This window comes from Dongia sp., assembly GCF_041918875.1.
Classification (GTDB): domain Bacteria; phylum Pseudomonadota; class Alphaproteobacteria; order Dongiales; family Dongiaceae; genus Dongia.
Genome location: NZ_JAYRUV010000002.1, coordinates 361,406 through 378,406, shown reverse-complemented (window position 1 = coordinate 378,406; position 17,001 = coordinate 361,406). Strand labels below are relative to the sequence as shown.

Sequence of the window (17,001 nt, the reverse complement as noted above, 5' to 3'; positions counted from 1 at the left end):
GAAAGCCAGGCCCCATCGTCATGCTCAGAGGTCTCAATCAGTTCCATGCAATCAAGCATGGCTGGAACCTCCGAAATGTGTGAATCTCGTAGCCCCCACGTTGGGGGAGGGTTAGGGAGAGGGGGCTCCGATAAAACGCCTTAGCCCAGATCCACAAACGAAAGCCCCGCCACCTTGCGGCAGCGGGGCTTTCTTGCGACCGGCCTTGCGGCCGACCGGATACTTACATCGCCGGGTTGGCGAGTTCGGCGTCGTAGAGCGAGAGCAGCGCCTTCACTTCGTCGGAATCGCAGCCCTTGTTCCAGACCAGCTCGCGCGTGTCGGTCTTGGCGGCTTCGATCAGCGTCAGACGCTCACCGGCCGGGATCTCGTAGTTGATCTTCTTGTCGATATAGGTCGACACCTTGCTCCAGGCAGCCGGATCCAGCGTCATCTCGCGGCAGGCTTCTGCGGCGCGGATCGCCTGATGATACTGGCTGTAGATCGCTGTCTGGTCCTGGGCGGCGGCAAGGCCGGCCACACCCAGAACGCTCCCCGCCACCAGGGCTGCCGCCGACAGGCGGATCACGAAATGCTTTGACATGGTTGATATCCCTCTTTTGAGCCCATGGAATGCAAAACCGGCCCTAGTCTCGTGCGGCCGGCAGCAGAATTCAACAGGAATTTGCCAAAATACCCGTCTAGTAACGTCTTGGACGCAGACAAAGTTCCCCTGAATCGCCAAAAAGGAATCGCCAAAAAGCGCGGCCTCGCAGCGCGACTCGGCCAGCGCGGCTATGATGCCGGCGCCAGACAGCAGCCGAGGATGTCCTATATGCGCCGTACCACGCGTTTCCGTCAGTTGATCGACCGGCCGGAAATCCTGGTCCTGCCCGGCGCCCACGATGCCCTGTCCGTGCGGCTCATCGAACTGGCGGGCTTCGACGCCTTCACCGCCGGCGGCTACGCCGCCACGGCAAGTCTCCTGGGGGCGCCCGATATCGGCCAGCTGGGCATGGCGGAAATGGCCAACCATTACGCGCGCCTGTGCGATACGACGCCGCTCCCCATCCTCGCCGACGCCGATACAGGCTATGGCTCGGCCATCAATGTGGCGCGGACGGTACGCGCCTACGAACGCGCCGGCGTCGCCGCCTTGTTCATCGAGGACCAGGTGGCGCCCAAGCGCTGCGGCCATATGGACGGCAAGCGCGTGGTGCCAGTGACCGAGATGGTCGCCAAGGTAAAAGCGGCGACCGATGCCCGCACCGACCGGGATCTCGTCATCATGGCGCGGACCGATGCGCGCGCCATCGAAGGACTGGAAGCCGCCATCGAGCGCGCGCAGATATATCGCGAAGCCGGCGCCGATCTCATCTTCGTCGAAGCCCCCCTGACGGCGGACGAGATGGCGCGCATCTGCAGCGAAATTCCCGCACCCTGCATGGCCAACAATGTCGAAGGCGGCAAGACGCCGCTTCTCGGCGCGGCGCAGCTCGAAGATATCGGCTATGCCTGCGTGGCCTTTCCCGTCGCCGCAACCTACGCCATCGCCCATACGCTGCGCCGGCTCTACACGAATTTGCGCGAGAGCGGCGACACCAGCGCGCTGCAGGCCGAGATGCTGAATTTCGCCACCTTCCACGACATCGTGCGCCTGCCCGCCCTGCGCGAGATGGAGCGCGGCTGCGACGGTTTCGCTCGCGACCTCATGGAAAAGATCGCGGAAAGATCGATCGACTAGCGGCGCCGCACCGGATTGAGATCGGGAATCAGCAGCCGGTCGAAATCGTCATAGGCCTCGATCGCGATGAAAGATCCGGCCGGATCCTCGCCGCGCGAAAGCGGCAGGATGGCGAATTCGTAAGAGGTGACGCGTCCATCGGCAAAATTCAGTTCGTTGACGCCGACGAGTCCGATGCGTTCGTCATGCACATAGCGGTAGCAATCGGTCCAGCTGACGCTGTCGCGCGCGCTATAGACCAGTTCATCGAGATATTGCCCGCTGAAGTCCTGCCGGCTGAAATCGGCCACACCCGTGCCGATCAGGCGGAAAAGAACGCGGAACGGCTCCGTCTCGATGTCGCCCAGCAGCAGATAGGGCAGGATGTCGCGCAGCGCCGCTGGATCGATTTCCGTGCGACGCAGCGGCACGCCGTCGCGGCGGGTCTCCGTCCAATATCTGAACAGCGCACGGGTCGAGGGCATGGCCGCCTGCACCGCATCGACGAAGCGCGCGACGCCGGGCGGCAGCCCGCTCATGGCGCTGGCCTGGTGGGAATGCCGAGTATTGCCAGCCAGCCTTCCACTCGCGCCCGGTTCACGCCGAAATCGCCATAGCCGTAATTGGAGCGGCTATAGATGGCGATGCCGGCCTTGTCGCCGTCTATGGGCAGCACGGCGATGTTGACCGTGTCGGGGAAACGGAACAAGAGAGAGCGCTGCACGAAGACGAAACGCAAGCCGTCGTCGCTGCGCGCCACCAGCTCCGTGCGTGGCTCCGCACGCAGGACGCCGACCACCCTTTCGGCCAAGTCCCGCGGCGTCAGCGCAACAAGTTCCGTGACAAGATCTACTTTGGCCGTGCAGGTTCCGGCTGGACAGGCCAACGCGTCGTTAGGCGAGTCGGCACGCACGAGGGCGGCGAACTGGATGAAAGCCGTATCGGCGCTGCAGCCTGCGGCCAGCAGGCACAAGCAACAAAACACGGCAACGGATCGCCGTCTTCGCGGGCGCAGGTCTGGTTCGGTCATGGGGCGCTGAATCGGATCACGATGCGCGCCTTCATACAGATCCGGCCGCCACTTTGCCAGGGGATTTGGGCCGAATGCTACTCCTCGCGGAAGGCCCTATTCCACGTATCGGTCAGCGGCGAGGTGAAATAGTCGATGGCGCGGCGCGGGCCGGTCGCGATCATCACTTCGGCCGGCATTCCCGGATATGGAACCACATTCATGCCGGGCGGCAGCGAGCTGAGATCCAATTTTACACGCGCGATATAATAGGCGACACCAGAGCGTTCCTCGACCAGGCGGTCGGCGGAGACGGTGACGACTTCACCGTCGATCGCCGGCACGCGGCGCTGTTTGTAGGCCAGGAGACGCACTTCCGCCGGCAGGCCGGCATGAACGGAATCGATATCGTCGGTCTTGACCTTGGCTTCGATCACCAGTTGGTCGTCCTGCGGCACGATATCGAGAATGGGCTTGCCAGGCTCGATCACGGCGCCCGGACCGAACACCTGCATGTTGACGACGCGGCCGCCCTGCGGTGCCCGCACATCCATGCGGGCAAGAACGTCCTGCAGGCTGGCGAGGCGGCCCTCGTAATCGGTTCCTTCCATCAGCACCTGCTGCAGTTCGGCATTGACCTCGGTAGCCCGGGTCGAGCGCAGGTTTTCGATCTCGATGCGCATGCCGGCGATAGTCTCGGCGCTGCGCGCGATATTCGACTTCAACTCGCCAATGCGTCCGCCCAGTTCCGCCGATGCGCTCTCCAGGCCGCGCAACCGCGGAATCTCGGTCAGGCCCTTTTTGTAGAGTTCCCGGATGCTGACCAGCTGTTTGTCGTTGATCGCCAGCATCTCCTGCGCGGCGCCGATCTGGCTCTTCAATCCGTCGATCTCATTTTCGGTTTCACTGATCTTCTTCTGCCGCATGCCAACGCCTTCCTCATAGGCGGACATGCGCGCCTCGAGCAGTGATTTCTGCGAGGCCATCAGCACCTTCACCGCCGACTCTTCCGCTGCCACCAGCAGTTCCGGCGGGAAGGCTATGTCGCGCTTGGCCTCCTGTTCGGCAGTCAGGCGCGCGATCCGGGCAAGTCGCGAATAATGCTCCATATGCAGCTGGCTGATCTGCGCCTGCACCTGGGTCCGGTCGAGACGCAAGAGCACGTCGCCGCCTTTCACCTGGTCGCCGTCACGCACCAGCAGTTCCCGCACGATGCCCCCTTCGAGGTGCTGCACGGACTTCTTGTTGCTGTCGACCACGACCGTGCCGTCGGCGATCGCCGCACGGTCGAGCGAGGCCAACAGACCCCACAGCAGAAACCCGCCGAAACCGATGAAAACGACGGCCAGCCCCAGGATGACGTAGCGTCGCAGCGACGGTTCCGGATAGACGAGCCCCGGATGGCCCAGATCGATCACGCTCATGATTTCACCAGCCTTGCAACGCCGCCCGTTCCGCTGCCCGGCTGCGCCAATGCGCCCTCGGCCTTGCCGGACGCCGTCACCGAGCGCAGCACATCCGCGCGCGGGCCGAATTGCGCCATGCCGCCATCGCGCAGCACCAGCAGCTTGTCGCATATACCGACGATGGACGGCCGGTGCGTGATGAGGACGATGGTCGCACCGTCGGCCTTGGCAGCCGCCAGCGCGTTCATCAACGCCTGCTCGCCGGCCTGGTCGAGATTGGCATTGGGCTCGTCGAGTACCACGAAGGCCGGATCGCCGAACAGCGCCCGCGCCAGGCCGATACGCTGGCGCTGGCCGCCGCTCAAGGAGAAGCCATGCTCGCCGATCTCCGTATCGTAGCCGTGCGGCAGCGTCCCGATCGTCTCATGGACATCGGCGCGCCGGGCCGCCGCCACGACCCGTGCCGGATCGGCCTCGCCCATATGCGCGATATTCTCGCGCACCGTGCCTTCCAGCAAAGAGACCGACTGCGGCAGGTAACCCACGGCGGATCCGAAGGAAGCGCGATCCCAGTTGATTACATTCTGTCCGTCGAGATAGACCGCACCCTGCGTCGGCTTCCATACGCCGACCAGCAGCCGTGCCAGGGTCGATTTGCCGGCCGCCGACGGCCCGATGACACCCAGCACTTCGCCCGGCTCGAGATTGAAGCTGATATTGCGCAGGACGGCGCGGTCCGTGCCCGGCGGCACAAAACCCAGGCGGTCGACGACGAGGCGGCCTTCGACATGGCTCAGCGCCATGCCGGCCGGCCGGTGGTCGACCCGGGCAATGAGTTCCTTGAGGCGCGTATAGGCGCCGCGCGCAAATATCCATTGCCGCCAGCCCTCGATAAGATGATCGAAGGGCAGCAGCATGCGCCCCATGATGATCGAGGCCGCCACCATCGTCCCCGGCGAGGCCATGCGCTCGATCACCAGGATGGCGCCCGACGACATCATGGCGATCTGCAGCATGTAGCGCAGCGTCTTCGACAGGGCCGACATGGCGCGCGACCGGCGGTTGCCTTCGTCGAGCCCCTGCAACACCTTGTATTGCGCATGTTCCCAGCGCTTCGCGATGGCGGGCAGCATGCCCATGGCCTGGATCACTTCGGCATTGCGCAACGCCGCCGCCGTCTGCCCGGTGCTTTTGACGGAAGCCTCGTTGGCCTCGGCCAACGGCCGCCGCGCCACCATTTCCATCAGCAGGCTGAGGCTCACCAGCATGGCGGCGGCGCCGATGGCGATGACACCATAGACCCAATGCAACATGAAGAGAACGGCAAGGAAGAGCGGTACGAACAGCGCCTCGAACGGCACGCTGATGGCCGAACTGGTCAGGAACTGGCGCAGATCGTTGAGGTCGCGCAAGGCCTGGCCGGGATGGTTGTTATGTCCGTCGAGATTGTCGGCGACGGCGGCTTCCAGGGTCGCCGTATTGAGGCGCCGCGCCAGCCGGTCGCCGAGGATGTGATAGACGCGGCTGCGGATATATTCAAGCGCCCCCAGCAGCACGAGGCCGCCCGCGGCCACCACGATGAGTGCCGCCAGCGTATCGAGGCTGCGGCTGCCCAGGACACGGTCATAGACCTGCACCATGAACAGCGGCACGATCAGCTGGCAGATGCAGATGAAGAGCGTCAGGAAACCGACAAAGGCGAGGCCACCGCGCAAGGCGCGGATCGCCGTCTCGAAAGGATTGTTGTTGAGCCCGGTACGGGCCTTGCCGGCAGCCATGTTCAGATGCTCCGCCAGACCTGCTGTGCGATGAAGGCCAATGAGACGGCGGTGGCGAGGCCGGCCCAGACCCAGAGCAACAGCGGCTGGCGCGGCTGCGATTTATGTTCGATGGCAGCGAGGCGCCGTTCGAAGGACTGCAGCAGCGTATCGATCCGCAATTGAAACACCTCCATGCCGGCCAGCCGGTGCTCGATCTCCGGCAGGGCCGTGTCGAGCTTTTCAAGCGATTGCGAAACGCGCTCGTTGAGGGTCTGATCGAGGCCGCCACGCTCCTTGGCGACGCTGACCAGCTGCTTGATCTGCCCCTGCAGGCGCTGGTCGCGGGCGCGGATTTCGCCCAGCACAACCGCGCTCACCGCAGCCGGTGCCGGTGTCGCGTTCTGCCGCTTCAACTCGATCGCCGACGTCCCGTCCGACGTGAAGGCCATCACGGTAATAGGCGCGGCGCGGTCGATCTCGCCGATCGCCGGGACATTCGCCACAAAAGCATAGCGCCCGTCGCCGATGCCGTTGGCGACCAGGTCCGGGCGCGGCTGATTGGCTTCGAGGCGAACGATCAGTTGATCGGCCTGCCGGATCTCGACATGCAGCCGTTCCGAGGGGTCCGTGGTGTTCCACGCCCAGCCGAAGACGCGATCGGGTTCGATCGCATCGATATAGCCTTGAATATGCGCCGCCCCGTTGGCAGGCGCGTTGGCAGCCAGATCCAGTTTCGTGACGGCATCCGCATTAGCTGACATGTGACACCCGTTCTTCCGACTTCACCTTGCCGTTTTTCGGCACCGATCCTGTGGCACGGCCCGGTTTGGGACGCGCGATTTCCATCAGGCTGCGATAGAGCGCCAGATGGTCCGCCGCGCAATCTTCCAGCCTGCGGCGTGGCTTGATGCCGGCGACGAGCCGGTCCCACAATGCTGGCTCGTCGAGCGCGCGTTCCATGACATCGGCCAGGGCCGCCGCGTCGCCGGGCCGGAACGTAAGCCCATCCACCTCGTGGCGCACCGATTCCGCCATGCCGCCCATATCGCTGGCGATGACCGGCCGGCGTTGCGCGAAGGCCTCGTCGATCACCAAGGGAGCGTTCTCCCACCAGATCGACGGCGTCACCATCCAATCCGTTTCCCGCATCAGGCCAGCCATCTCCGTCGGCTGATAGGGGCCGTGCCAGCGCACCAGCCCCTCCACTTTCGCCAGGGCGGCAGCAAGATCGGCCTTGAAGGCATCGCTCTGGAACGGAGCGCCGCCGTGAATATCCACCCGGAACGAACCGGGCCGCCGCTGGCCGAGCAGGCGTGCTGCCTCGAGCAGGACGAGTACACCCTTGTTGGGGTTAAGATTTCCGAAATAGGCGAACCGGTTGCGCGAATCTCCCGGCCGCAATTGCCGATGCGGAGCAATTACCGGTTCGGGCCGGGCATTGCGCAACACGTCGATGCGCTCCGGCGCCAGCCCCCAGCCGATGAAGCGGCGCCGCAGGAAACTGCTGGGCGACAGGAAGCGGTCGACGACCGAGAAATGCGTCTTGATGTGCCGCTCGCGCAGAACGAAATGTTCCGGCTCCAATCCCTTGAAGCAGCGATGGCAGGCATCGGGCGAAGCCTGCTGGCATGGCCGGCGTTCGCCGGTCGTCACCATCTGCCCGTCATGGGCGCAGATGGCGTAATAGTCATGCAGCGACAGCACGATCTTCGCTCTCGGCAAGACGCGCCGCACCAGGAACAGTATTTCCACACCCATCAGCAGGATATGATGGAAGTGGACGATATCGGGTTTCACCGTCGTCAGCAGGTCGGTAAGCTCCGGCACGATACCGTGCAGGTCGATCTGCGACAGGTAAAAATTGTCGAAATGCCCTGTCCACATCAGCATTTCGTCGCTGTTCGGGCCGATGCCCTGAAAGACCGTGCCGGGGCGCTGCCGGCGGTGGTTCTCGTCGACGCAGCCGATAAACAGCCCATCTGCCTCGCCGCTGGCCTTCAATTGCCGGTGCAGGTCGAGCGCGAAGATCTCCGTCCCGCCCGGATGCAGGTCCGGATGGTTGTGACAGAGATGCAGCACCTTGAGCTTCGTCATCCTTACCTCGGTCTGGCGCGCTGGAAGACGCAGATATCTTGGAAGTTTTCGGCAACGCGACCGCTCCAATGCCCGAAGGCGATCGGCCGGGCGAGTTGCAGGCCCAAGTCCCGCGCCATGCCCAGCAGCCAGTCGGCGTCGAAGGCCACGGCTGCCATCGGATGATCGCGATCGGCGATGTAGTCGGGTCCATCTCCTTCCAGATGGAAGGCCGGGCGCGCCTTCCTGGCCTCGACCAGGGTGCGGTTGGCGGTATCGAGGACAAAGGCCGTCACGAACAGGCGGCCGGCGGGACGCAGCAGCCGCGCCGCCTCGCGGAAATAGAAAGTCGTGTAAGCGGGATCGAGATGCGTCACGACCGAGGTCATGAAGAGGAAATCGACGCTGGCATCTTCGAACGGCAACGCTCCCTGCTCGCTGAGCTTGCCTTGCGGGTTGTAGAGCTGGTTGTTGAAATCGAGATGCAGGAACTCGAAATTGGCATAGGCGCCGCCGATATTCTCGCGGCACCAGTCGATACCGGCCGGCACCACGTCGAAGCCGATGTAATGACCTGCCGGCGCTTCCAGATATTGCGTCAGCGGCAGGGCCATGCGGCCGATCCCGCAACCGATCTCCAGCACCCTGTCCTGCGGGCGCAGGCCGCCAAGCTCGACGAAGTGGCGCAGGAACTCGCAGCCGATGGCGAGGAAGTCGCCGTCGCCGACAAAATTGCGCTCTTGCGACGGGATCGGCAGGAAGCGGTTGCGGCGGATCGATTTCAGCAAACTTGCAAAGACCGCCTCGTCGATCTCCGCCGGCTCGGCGCCGGGTGCCCGGGTCAGTGCATTCACGGCGCGGCCTCGATGGCGGGCCGGTCGAAGCGGTTCATCAGTTCCAGCATCGCATCGTTCCAGCGCTGCCCCGCGAGCCACCGGTTATAGAGGCCGGCCACCGAGCGCTGGTAGCCGGCGTGACGGTTGATCGATTTACGCTCGAAATGGAACAGCACGGCTTCGGGGCAATAATAGATTTCGTGACCTTCCCGCCGCAGCTTCAGGCAGAGATCCGAATCCTCATAGTCGCCGATGATGTAGTCCTCGGTGAAGCCACCGACGGCAAGGAATGCCTCGCGCCGCACCAGGAGCGCCGCACCCGTCACCGCCGGAACCGCGCGCGTCTCCAGGGCGGGCGCGAACTCGCGCGGTGCGCCTTTGTAGTAGTGAAGGTTCAGCCAGTGTCCGCCGGCATCCCGCGCAAAGCGCATGCCGGCATGCTGCAGCGAATGATCGTCGAACAGCAGCCGGGCTCCCGTGGCGGCGACCTTCCTGCTGCGCTGGAGCGGCGCGGCAAGGCGTGCCAGCCAGCCGGTCCCTTCTGGCACCACATCGGAATTGAGCAGCAGCAGGAATTTCCCGCGTGCGATATTCGCCGCCGCATTGTTCGCGGCCGCATAGCCGAAATTGCCGGACATGACGAGGATGGCGAGCGGCAATCCATAGAGCTGATGCAGGCCGCTGAGGAAATGCACCAGTTCCGCCCGCTGCTCGGGCGAGTCGAGCACGAAGATGATTTCCGCCTCCCGCATCGCCGGATCGACCGCGAAGGCGCCCAGCTGAAAGCGCAGATAGTCGAGGTTGCGATAGAGCGGAATGACGATCGAATAGCGCGGACTGGCGACCGGCGCGCCCAGCAGCACCAGATCCGGCGCTTGCCTGGCTGCCAGATATTGCTTGTGCAGGCTTGCCGCCACCGGTGCGATCGCCTGCGCAATGGCGTCGGTGGTGAGGCATTCCGGCGGCACCGCGCCCAGCACGGCATCGCGCAGCTGCGCCGGCGTCCCCGTCGCCGGGCGCGCCAGGACCTCCAGCATGGCACCCGAACCCAGTTCGATCTCCATCTTGACCTGCCCACGCGACGTGCCGGCGTCGGGCAGGAAGGCCACGAAGCCGGCGGTCAGCGGCCGGCCGTCATAATGCTTGTCGATATCCGGCCGCGCGTGGCGCAGCCAGCGCTCGTCGATGCGCCGCGCTGTCAGGCCCGCACCAAGGATCCGCACTGCGTTCGCCAGGCGGTGCGGATCGCGCAGCCAGCCTTTTATGAAGATGCCGCCCGTCCCGTCGCCGACCAGCAGCTCGACGCCGGCGCCAACCGGCATGCGCTTGTCCGTGAGGTTGCGTTGCGCCGCCGGCTTGAAGAGGTCCAGCTCGCGCAGCAGCGCCGCTGCCGATGCGTCCTCGCCGGCCGCCTCCGCCAGGCAGCGGGTGACGAACCCGCAGACGGCCCGCGCCGCATTCCTGTTCGCCTGCAGCCAAGTCAGAAACGGCGTCCGCGGCGCGGTGCCGATGCGGGCCGTTGACAATCCGTCGGCGCCGACCACGACCAGCAGGTTGCCGCTCCTGAAATGGGTGCGATCGATCAGCGTCAGGCGCCGCCCCTTGCCGGTATGCAGCGGCTTGTGAGGAATTGTGGCGATGCCACGTTCGCCGACGACGAATATGTCATTGATCTCGCCGACATGGCCGGGCACAGGCAGGCCCAGCAGAGCGAAGCGCTGGCTGACAATGGCTTCCGCCGTCACGGCCGGCGGATTGGGCTCCACCTCGGCCAGCAATGCGCGGCAGAAGCGGCCATAGGAAATGTCATGCTTCAGCTGGAAGACGTCGCGGCAGACATCCAACAGCTGGCGCGCAAGCCGCAGCTTGCCGATTTCGCTGAGGTCGCGCGACAAGGCGGCGCGGTCGGGCGTCGCAAAATCCTTGGCTGCAAGCCGGGCGATCGGCAGCCCGTCGCCGTCCATAAGGTCGATCGGCTGCTCGGCCGCTTCGGCGCGGAAGACGATGAGCTGGCGGTTGCCGCCGTCCCGGAGCGGCAGGGCAACCCTGACCAGAGGCGGCGGCAGCATCTTTCCGGCGCGCTGCGGGACAGCGCCGGCGGCGCCTTCGCGCACGACCGCGCGCAGGCCGCCCGGCAGGTCGAAGCAAGCGAGCCTCGCCTCGGCGGCGTCGAAATTCACGCTGAGATCGGCGATCTTGTCGCGTGGCTGGGCCAGCATGTTCATCCGATCGTTGGACAAGGAAAATGGCGCCGGAACCATGCCGCAAGCGGCCGGGTCCGGCGCCATCGCCTATCAGCCGATGACGAAGAAGGCGCTCGGGTTGGCCTGGACGTCGGCCACCTTGACGCCGACCAGGGTCACCTGGTCGCCGCCGCCAAAATCGATCACCGTATTGCCGCCGTCCTCGTGCGCAAGCGATGCGACATCGTTCGCGTCGGTGACATCGAGGCCGTTGATGTTCTTCGAGATGCGCAGGATGTCCTCGCCTTCCTCGAAATCCATGACGACATCCTGGCCGCCGCCGCCGTGGAAGACGAAGGTATCGTCGCCATTGCCGCCGCGCAGGAAATCGTCGCCGGCACCGCCGGACAGATAATCGTCGCCATCGCCGCCGGAGAGACGGTCGCTGCCGTCGCCGCCGATGAGCTGGTCGTCGCCTTTGCCGCCCTCCAGGCTGTCGTCGCCGGCACCGCCCCGCAGCAGGTCGTCGCCATTGCCGCCGCTGAGGCTGTCATTGCCGGCATCGCCTTCAAGGCGGTCGTCGCCGTTGCCGCCGCGCAGGGCATCATCGCCCTTCCCGCCCGACATCCGGTCGTCGCCATTGCCGCCGGTGAGGTCGTCCTTGCCGTCGCCGCCGAACAGATTGTCGTCGGAGCTGCCGCCGTTGATCCAGTCATCGCCGGCACCGCCGAAGATCGTGTCTTCGCCCGAACCGCCATTGATGAAATCCGCATCGGCGCCGCCGAAGACAATGTCGCTGCCGGAGCCGCCCAGGATATGGTCGGAGCCGGTGCCGCCGCTGATGAAATCGGAACCGCTGCCACCGTCGATCCAGTCGTGGCCGCTACCGCCGTCGATGAAGTCCTTGCCGCCGCCGCCGGCAATCGCGTCGTCACCGCCGCCGCCCAGGATAACGTCCCCGTGGCTGGTGCCGACAAGACGGTCGGCGAAATCACCGCCCGGAATTGTCGCCATCTTATCTCTCCTCGTCGCTTGGAATGATGGTCGTGGTGCCGAAACCGCGGGTAATTGAACAGCTCGCGACGCAGTGCGCAACAATTCTATTGTTATAAAACTATTATAGATATTTGCGCCGATGTAATTCGGAGAACTTATATTTTGGTGGAAGCTAGACGCGCTTCGCTTCGCGCGCGCCGATTGCAATTTCCTCCCAGCGCGGCAGAAGCGATTTGATGGAATAGGCCGATTCCGCGCGCTTTCTCGCACGCCTGCGCAACTCTGAGGAATCATTGTCCGCCTGTAGCGCCCGCAGCAGCACTTTTTCGAACGCAAATGTATCTCGATGATCCGTAAAATGTGCGCATATGTCAGTTCCGAGAATTTCGCGCGTGGGATTCGTATCGGAAGCGAGGATGTGGCAGCCGCACGCCATCGCTTCGACCAGCGACCAGGAAGGAACGAAGGGCACGGTGAGATAGACGTGGAGATCGGAAATCTGCAGCAGCCGGCGATAGTCGTCGCGCGGCAGGGTGCCAAGGAAATGCACGCGCGTCAGATCGAGGCCCGGCAGTTCGCGCAGCGCTTTCGCCTTATATGTATCGCCGCCCGGGAGCGGCCTTGAATAATAGGTCCGGTCCTCGCCGGCGATCGCCACATGCACATGCCGGTCGACCCGCAGCACTCCGTCGATCGCCTGCATGAACTCCGGGAAACCGCGATAGGGCTCCATGCCGCGAGTGGCATATGTTAGCAATCTCTTAACCTTCGTGAGATCTGCCGCGACGAAACGACGCGACGCCGCAGAGTCCGGCACGAAGTAATCCGTATCCACACCATCATGGAGAATCCGCAATTTGTGCCGATAGCTGTGCGGGAACGTATTGTGCTGAAATGCCGTCGGCACAAGGCCCAGATCGACATCCTCCAGCATCATCAGCAGCGGCGCGTTGAGCGTCCGGATGCGACAGGCATTGTCCGCCGTCATCGCTGCGGGGTCGAGATAGTCGGCATCGGATCCGTGCGGATGATAGTACCATTCGAAATAGCCGATGAGCCGCGCCAGCGGGAATGCTTCGCGCAAGTAGAGCGCCGTGCCCCAGCCACAATGTGCGAAGATCACATCCGGCGTGAAAGATTCCGCCTGCAGCTTGTGACAGATTTCATAAACCGCCTGTCCATTGAGCACGCCCGATTCAAAATTGTGCAGATAATGGTGCGTCGTGCGCGCGGGTGCGCGCTTGGGCCGATAGCGGCGCAGGTCGATCTCGGCAGATTCTGCCGTGGTGGAGTTTATGAAAACAACACGATGATGCGTCGATTGCGCGAGCCTTGTCGCCAGCGCGCCGAACTGACCGGGGAAATCGCGATGCACGAAGAGGAAATTCAACGGCCGCTCCATTCAATGCGACGATCTGATGACGCACATTGATCGCGCAGCGCACATCTTCTTGCAAGTCTCCAGAGAAGTATATTTGGTTGCGCTTTACGAATATTGTAAATAGTGCCTAACTACTTTTCCTTTGCTACCTTGCTGGCGCGTCCACGGCGAATGGGGATATTGATGCGTCCAGTGCTCGTGACCGGCGGTGCCGGTTATGTCGGTTCTCACGCTTGCCGCGCGCTTGCCCGGAGCGGCTATCTCCCCATCACGCTCGACAATCTCTCCACCGGCCATCGCTGGGCGGTGAAATGGGGTCCGCTTGAAATCGGCGACATCGCCGACCGGCAGCGTGTGGCCGCCTTGATCGCCCAGTACCGGCCGGTCGCCGTAATGCATTTCGCCGCCCTCTCGCTGGTGGGCGAATCCGCGACGCAGCCGGCGCGTTATTACGAGAACAATGTCGCCGGCACTCTGTCGCTGCTGCAGGCGATGCGCGAGGGCGGGGTCGATCGCTTCATCTTCTCCAGCACCTGCGCCACCTATGGCGAGCCGGAACGCTGCCCGATCGCGGAGGAAACGGCGCAGGCGCCGATCAACACCTATGGCCGCTCCAAACTGATGGTGGAGGCAATCCTCACGGATTTCGCCGCTGCCTATGGGATCGGTGCGGCGGCCCTGCGCTATTTCAACGCGGCGGGTGCGGCGGACGCCGACGGGATCGGCGAGGCGCATCAGCCGGAAACACATCTCATCCCGCTCGTGATCGCTGCAGCCAGGGCCGAGCGCGGGCCGGTGCAGATCTTCGGCACCGACTACCCGACCGCCGACGGCACCTGCGAGCGCGACTATATCCATGTAAACGATTTGGGTGCTGCCCATGTCCGCGCGATCGAGTTCCTGAACGACCATGCCGGCTTCCACGCTTTCAACCTCGGCACCGGCAAGCCTTACTCCGTACGCCAGGTGATCGACGCCGTGGCGGCCGAGGCCGGCCGGCCGGTACCGCAACAGGTCGCCCCGCGCCGCATCGGCGATCCGCCGGCCCTCTATGCCGATCCGCGCCGCGCGCGCGACGTGCTGGGCTGGCAGGCGACGGGCTCGTCCCTTTCGGAGATCGTCGCCAGCGCCTGGCGCTGGCATGCCGGCGCCGCCGCGGAGGTGCGCCTTGCCGTTTGATCCCGTGACGACGTCTCTGCCTGAGGGGGTTCAACTCATCCAGGGCCGCCGCTTCGACGATACGCGCGGCTGGTTCATGGAGCTGCATCGCCGCCAACCCGGCGATGGCGGCGCGACGCTCCCCGATTTCTGCCAGGACAATGTCTCGCTCACCGCCCAGGCGGCGGTGGTGCGTGGCCTTCACTTCCAGCGTCCGCCTTATGCGCAGGCGAAGCTGGTCACGGTTCTGGCCGGCGCCATTCTCGACATCCTCGTCGACCTGCGCCGCGGCTCGCCCACCTTCGGCCGCCCCGCCGCCGTGCATATGCCTGCCTCCGGCGGCGCGCATCTTTTCGTGCCGGTCGGATTTGCTCATGGCTTCTGTTCGCTGCAGCCCGAAACGCTCGTCCATTATAAAGTCTCGGCCCCCTATGCGCCCGGCGCCGAAGGGGGCATCGCCTGGGACGATCCGGATCTGGGGATCGACTGGCCCTTCACCGCGGCCGAGATCCTGGTTTCGGAAAAAGACGCGCTGCTGCCGCGCTTGCGCGAATTGCCGTCGATCGACTGGCGCCTCCCAGCGACACAGCTGCCGCGCAGGCAAGCCCATGGCTGAGACCGTCGCCGTCATCGGCCGCAACGGCCAACTGGCACGCGAGCTGGCCGATCTCGAATGGCCGACCGGCATCCGCCCGCGTTTTCTCGGGAAGGGCGAAATCAATCTGTTCGACGCTGGCGACATCTATGCGCAACTCGCCACCCTCGAGCCGATCGCCATCGTCAACACCGCCGCCCATACGGCAGTCGATCTTGCCCAGAGCGAGCCGGTCCTTGCCACCCAGCTCAATGCCGAGGCACCAGCCTATATCGCGGCGGCTGCCGACCTCCTCGAAATTCCGTTCCTCCATGTCTCCAGCGATTATGTCTTCTCCGGCTCGCAGCAGGCGGCATATGGCGAAGACGATGCAACCCGGCCCCTCTCGGTCTACGGTCAGAGCAAGCTTGCTGGCGAGAAGGCGCTGCTTGCCAGCGGTGTACGCTGCCTCATCGTGCGGAGCGCCGGCCTCTTCGGCCGCCATGGGCAGAATATCCTCAAGACGGTGCTGCGCCGGGCCTCGGGCCCGCTCCCCCTCGCCATGGTGGCGGATCAGGTCAGCACGCCCACACCTGCCGCCGCCCTGGCGCGGATACTGCAGTCGCTGGCCTTCGATCTCGCGCAAGGCCGTGCCCTGCCGTCCCATCTCCATATCGCCGGACAGCCCGCCGTGAGCTGGTTCGATTTCGCCGCCGCTGCGTTCGCCGCGCTCAGCGAGGCCGGCTATAGCCCACCCTGCCAGCTGGCGCCGATGCGCCTTGCTGATCTCGGCCGGCCGGCGCCGCGGCCGCGCAACAGCGCGCTCGATTGCCGCCTCGCGGAATCGCTGGGCTACACGATGCCGGATTGGCGGGCAGCCCTCCCCGCCCTGGTGACACAGCTGGGCAAGGAGAGGGCGGCGGCATGAAGGGCATCGTTCTTGCCGGCGGCAGCGGCTCCCGCCTTTATCCGATGACGGCTGCGGTCACCAAGCAGCTGCTGCCGATCTACGACAAGCCGATGATCTATTATCCGGTCGCCACCTTGATGCTGGCCGGCATTCGCGACATCCTGCTGATCTCCACTCCGCGCGACCTTGAACGTTATGTCGACCTCTTGGGCGACGGCTCGCGCTGGGGCCTCAGCATCTCGTACGCGGAACAGAAGCGCCCCGAAGGCATCGCCCAGGCGTTCCGCATTGGACGCACCTTTCTCGGCAACGAGCCCGCAGCACTCATTCTCGGCGACAATCTCTTTTTCGGCAGCGGGCTCAGCCAGCGCCTCGCGCAGGCATCCACACTCACCGATGGCGCTCACATCTTCGCCTGCCGCGTCGACGACCCGCAGCGTTATGGCGTGGTCGAGCTCGACGCCGACCAGCGCCCTCTCTCGATCGTCGAAAAGCCGCGCCATCCCGCCTCCAACTGGGCGGTGACCGGGCTTTACTTCTACGACAGGCACGTCGTCGACATCGCCGCCGATCTCAAGCCCTCCGCGCGCGGCGAGCTTGAGATTACCGATCTCAATGCACATTATCTCAAGGCGGGTACGCTCACCGTCGAGCGGCTGGGGCGGGGCTTCGCCTGGCTCGACACCGGCACGCCGGAAACCCTGATGGCGGCCACGCAGTTCGTCTGCGCCCTGGAAACGCGGCAGGGCATCAAGATCGCCTGCCTCGAGGAAATCGCCCTCGCCCAGGGCTTCATCGGCAGCGACAGTTTCGCGCGCGTCGCCGCTGCGGCACCGGTCAGTGCCTATGGCCGCTATCTCAAATCGCTGCTCGCCGATCTGGAGATCGATGCGCGGCCCGTCCCCTTGCGCGTGGCAGGTGCCGTCAGCTGACGCTTGCCACCGCAATACTTACAGCTACAGTAACAATTATATAATGATCGCATTTCTAATTGTTTTTACAGTATAATCACT

General features: G+C 64.5%; 16 protein-coding genes. 5 read left to right on the top strand and 11 right to left on the bottom strand.

Annotation, left to right across the window (positions count from 1 at the left end):
- Window positions 1-223: 223 nt before the first annotated feature.
- Complete coding sequence (locus ACE3TY_RS03630) at window positions 224-583, bottom strand: hypothetical protein (protein ID WP_374650962.1); 360 nt, start codon at window positions 581-583, stop codon at window positions 224-226.
- A gap of 231 nt (window positions 584-814) precedes the next feature.
- On the opposite strand from ACE3TY_RS03630, the gene ACE3TY_RS03625 reads away from it, so the two are divergent.
- Window positions 815-1,723 carry an oxaloacetate decarboxylase gene (locus ACE3TY_RS03625; protein ID WP_374650960.1) on the top strand — a complete coding sequence of 303 codons (909 nt, stop codon included), beginning with the start codon at window positions 815-817 and terminating at the stop codon, window positions 1,721-1,723.
- On the opposite strand, the gene ACE3TY_RS03620 is transcribed toward ACE3TY_RS03625, so the two are convergent.
- The 10 genes from ACE3TY_RS03620 to ACE3TY_RS03575 form a co-directional block, all read right to left on the bottom strand.
- Entirely contained in the window at window positions 1,720-2,241 is a 522-nt protein-coding gene (locus ACE3TY_RS03620; protein ID WP_374650959.1) for a PAS domain-containing protein, read from the bottom strand. The two genes, ACE3TY_RS03625 and ACE3TY_RS03620, sit on opposite strands and share 4 nt — an antisense overlap.
- Window positions 2,238-2,687 (bottom strand): DUF1499 domain-containing protein, encoded by a 450-nt coding sequence (locus ACE3TY_RS03615; RefSeq protein ID WP_374650957.1) that lies wholly within the window; start codon window positions 2,685-2,687, stop codon window positions 2,238-2,240. Before ACE3TY_RS03615 ends, ACE3TY_RS03620 begins: the two co-directional genes overlap by 4 nt.
- A gap of 122 nt (window positions 2,688-2,809) precedes the next feature.
- Window positions 2,810-4,135 carry an HlyD family type I secretion periplasmic adaptor subunit gene (locus ACE3TY_RS03610; RefSeq protein ID WP_374650955.1) on the bottom strand — a complete coding sequence of 442 codons (1,326 nt, stop codon included), beginning with the start codon at window positions 4,133-4,135 and terminating at the stop codon, window positions 2,810-2,812.
- Complete coding sequence (locus ACE3TY_RS03605; RefSeq protein WP_374650953.1) at window positions 4,132-5,895, bottom strand: type I secretion system permease/ATPase; 1,764 nt, start codon at window positions 5,893-5,895, stop codon at window positions 4,132-4,134. Before ACE3TY_RS03605 ends, ACE3TY_RS03610 begins: the two co-directional genes overlap by 4 nt.
- Window positions 5,896-5,897: 2 nt before the next feature.
- Complete coding sequence (locus ACE3TY_RS03600; protein ID WP_374650951.1) at window positions 5,898-6,638, bottom strand: hypothetical protein; 741 nt, start codon at window positions 6,636-6,638, stop codon at window positions 5,898-5,900.
- A complete protein-coding gene (locus ACE3TY_RS03595) occupies window positions 6,628-7,971 on the bottom strand; it encodes a glycosyltransferase family 4 protein (RefSeq protein ID WP_374650950.1) in 1,344 nt (447 codons plus the stop codon). Before ACE3TY_RS03595 ends, ACE3TY_RS03600 begins: the two co-directional genes overlap by 11 nt.
- Window positions 7,972-7,973: 2 nt before the next feature.
- The gene (locus ACE3TY_RS03590; RefSeq protein WP_374650948.1) at window positions 7,974-8,804 is read right to left on the bottom strand and encodes a class I SAM-dependent methyltransferase; all 831 of its coding nucleotides are present in this window, start codon (window positions 8,802-8,804) and stop codon (window positions 7,974-7,976) included.
- Window positions 8,801-11,005: a glycosyltransferase family 2 protein gene (locus ACE3TY_RS03585; RefSeq protein ID WP_374650947.1), complete on the bottom strand. Its 2,205-nt coding sequence runs from the start codon at window positions 11,003-11,005 to the stop codon at window positions 8,801-8,803. The genes ACE3TY_RS03590 and ACE3TY_RS03585 overlap by 4 nt, the downstream gene beginning before the upstream one ends.
- A 75-nt stretch (window positions 11,006-11,080) precedes the next feature.
- The gene (locus ACE3TY_RS03580; RefSeq protein ID WP_374650945.1) at window positions 11,081-11,983 is read right to left on the bottom strand and encodes a calcium-binding protein; all 903 of its coding nucleotides are present in this window, start codon (window positions 11,981-11,983) and stop codon (window positions 11,081-11,083) included.
- A 154-nt stretch (window positions 11,984-12,137) separates the two neighbouring features.
- A complete protein-coding gene (locus tag ACE3TY_RS03575; RefSeq protein WP_374650944.1) occupies window positions 12,138-13,355 on the bottom strand; it encodes a glycosyltransferase in 1,218 nt (405 codons plus the stop codon).
- A gap of 174 nt (window positions 13,356-13,529) precedes the next feature.
- On the opposite strand from ACE3TY_RS03575, the gene galE reads away from it, so the two are divergent.
- Genes galE through rfbA form a run of 4 tightly spaced genes read left to right on the top strand, consistent with a single transcriptional unit; the run spans window position 13,530 to window position 16,920 of the window.
- Window positions 13,530-14,525, top strand: a complete 996-nt coding sequence (gene galE, locus ACE3TY_RS03570; protein ID WP_374650942.1) for a UDP-glucose 4-epimerase GalE — start codon at window positions 13,530-13,532, stop codon at window positions 14,523-14,525.
- Window positions 14,515-15,120: a dTDP-4-dehydrorhamnose 3,5-epimerase gene (rfbC, locus tag ACE3TY_RS03565; RefSeq protein ID WP_374650941.1), complete on the top strand. Its 606-nt coding sequence runs from the start codon at window positions 14,515-14,517 to the stop codon at window positions 15,118-15,120. The genes galE and rfbC overlap by 11 nt, the downstream gene beginning before the upstream one ends.
- Window positions 15,113-16,006 carry a dTDP-4-dehydrorhamnose reductase gene (gene rfbD / locus ACE3TY_RS03560; RefSeq protein WP_374650939.1) on the top strand — a complete coding sequence of 298 codons (894 nt, stop codon included), beginning with the start codon at window positions 15,113-15,115 and terminating at the stop codon, window positions 16,004-16,006. Before rfbC ends, rfbD begins: the two co-directional genes overlap by 8 nt.
- A complete protein-coding gene (gene rfbA, locus ACE3TY_RS03555) occupies window positions 16,003-16,920 on the top strand; it encodes a glucose-1-phosphate thymidylyltransferase RfbA (RefSeq protein WP_374650937.1) in 918 nt (305 codons plus the stop codon). Before rfbD ends, rfbA begins: the two co-directional genes overlap by 4 nt.
- The last annotated feature ends 81 nt before the right edge of the window (window positions 16,921-17,001 follow it).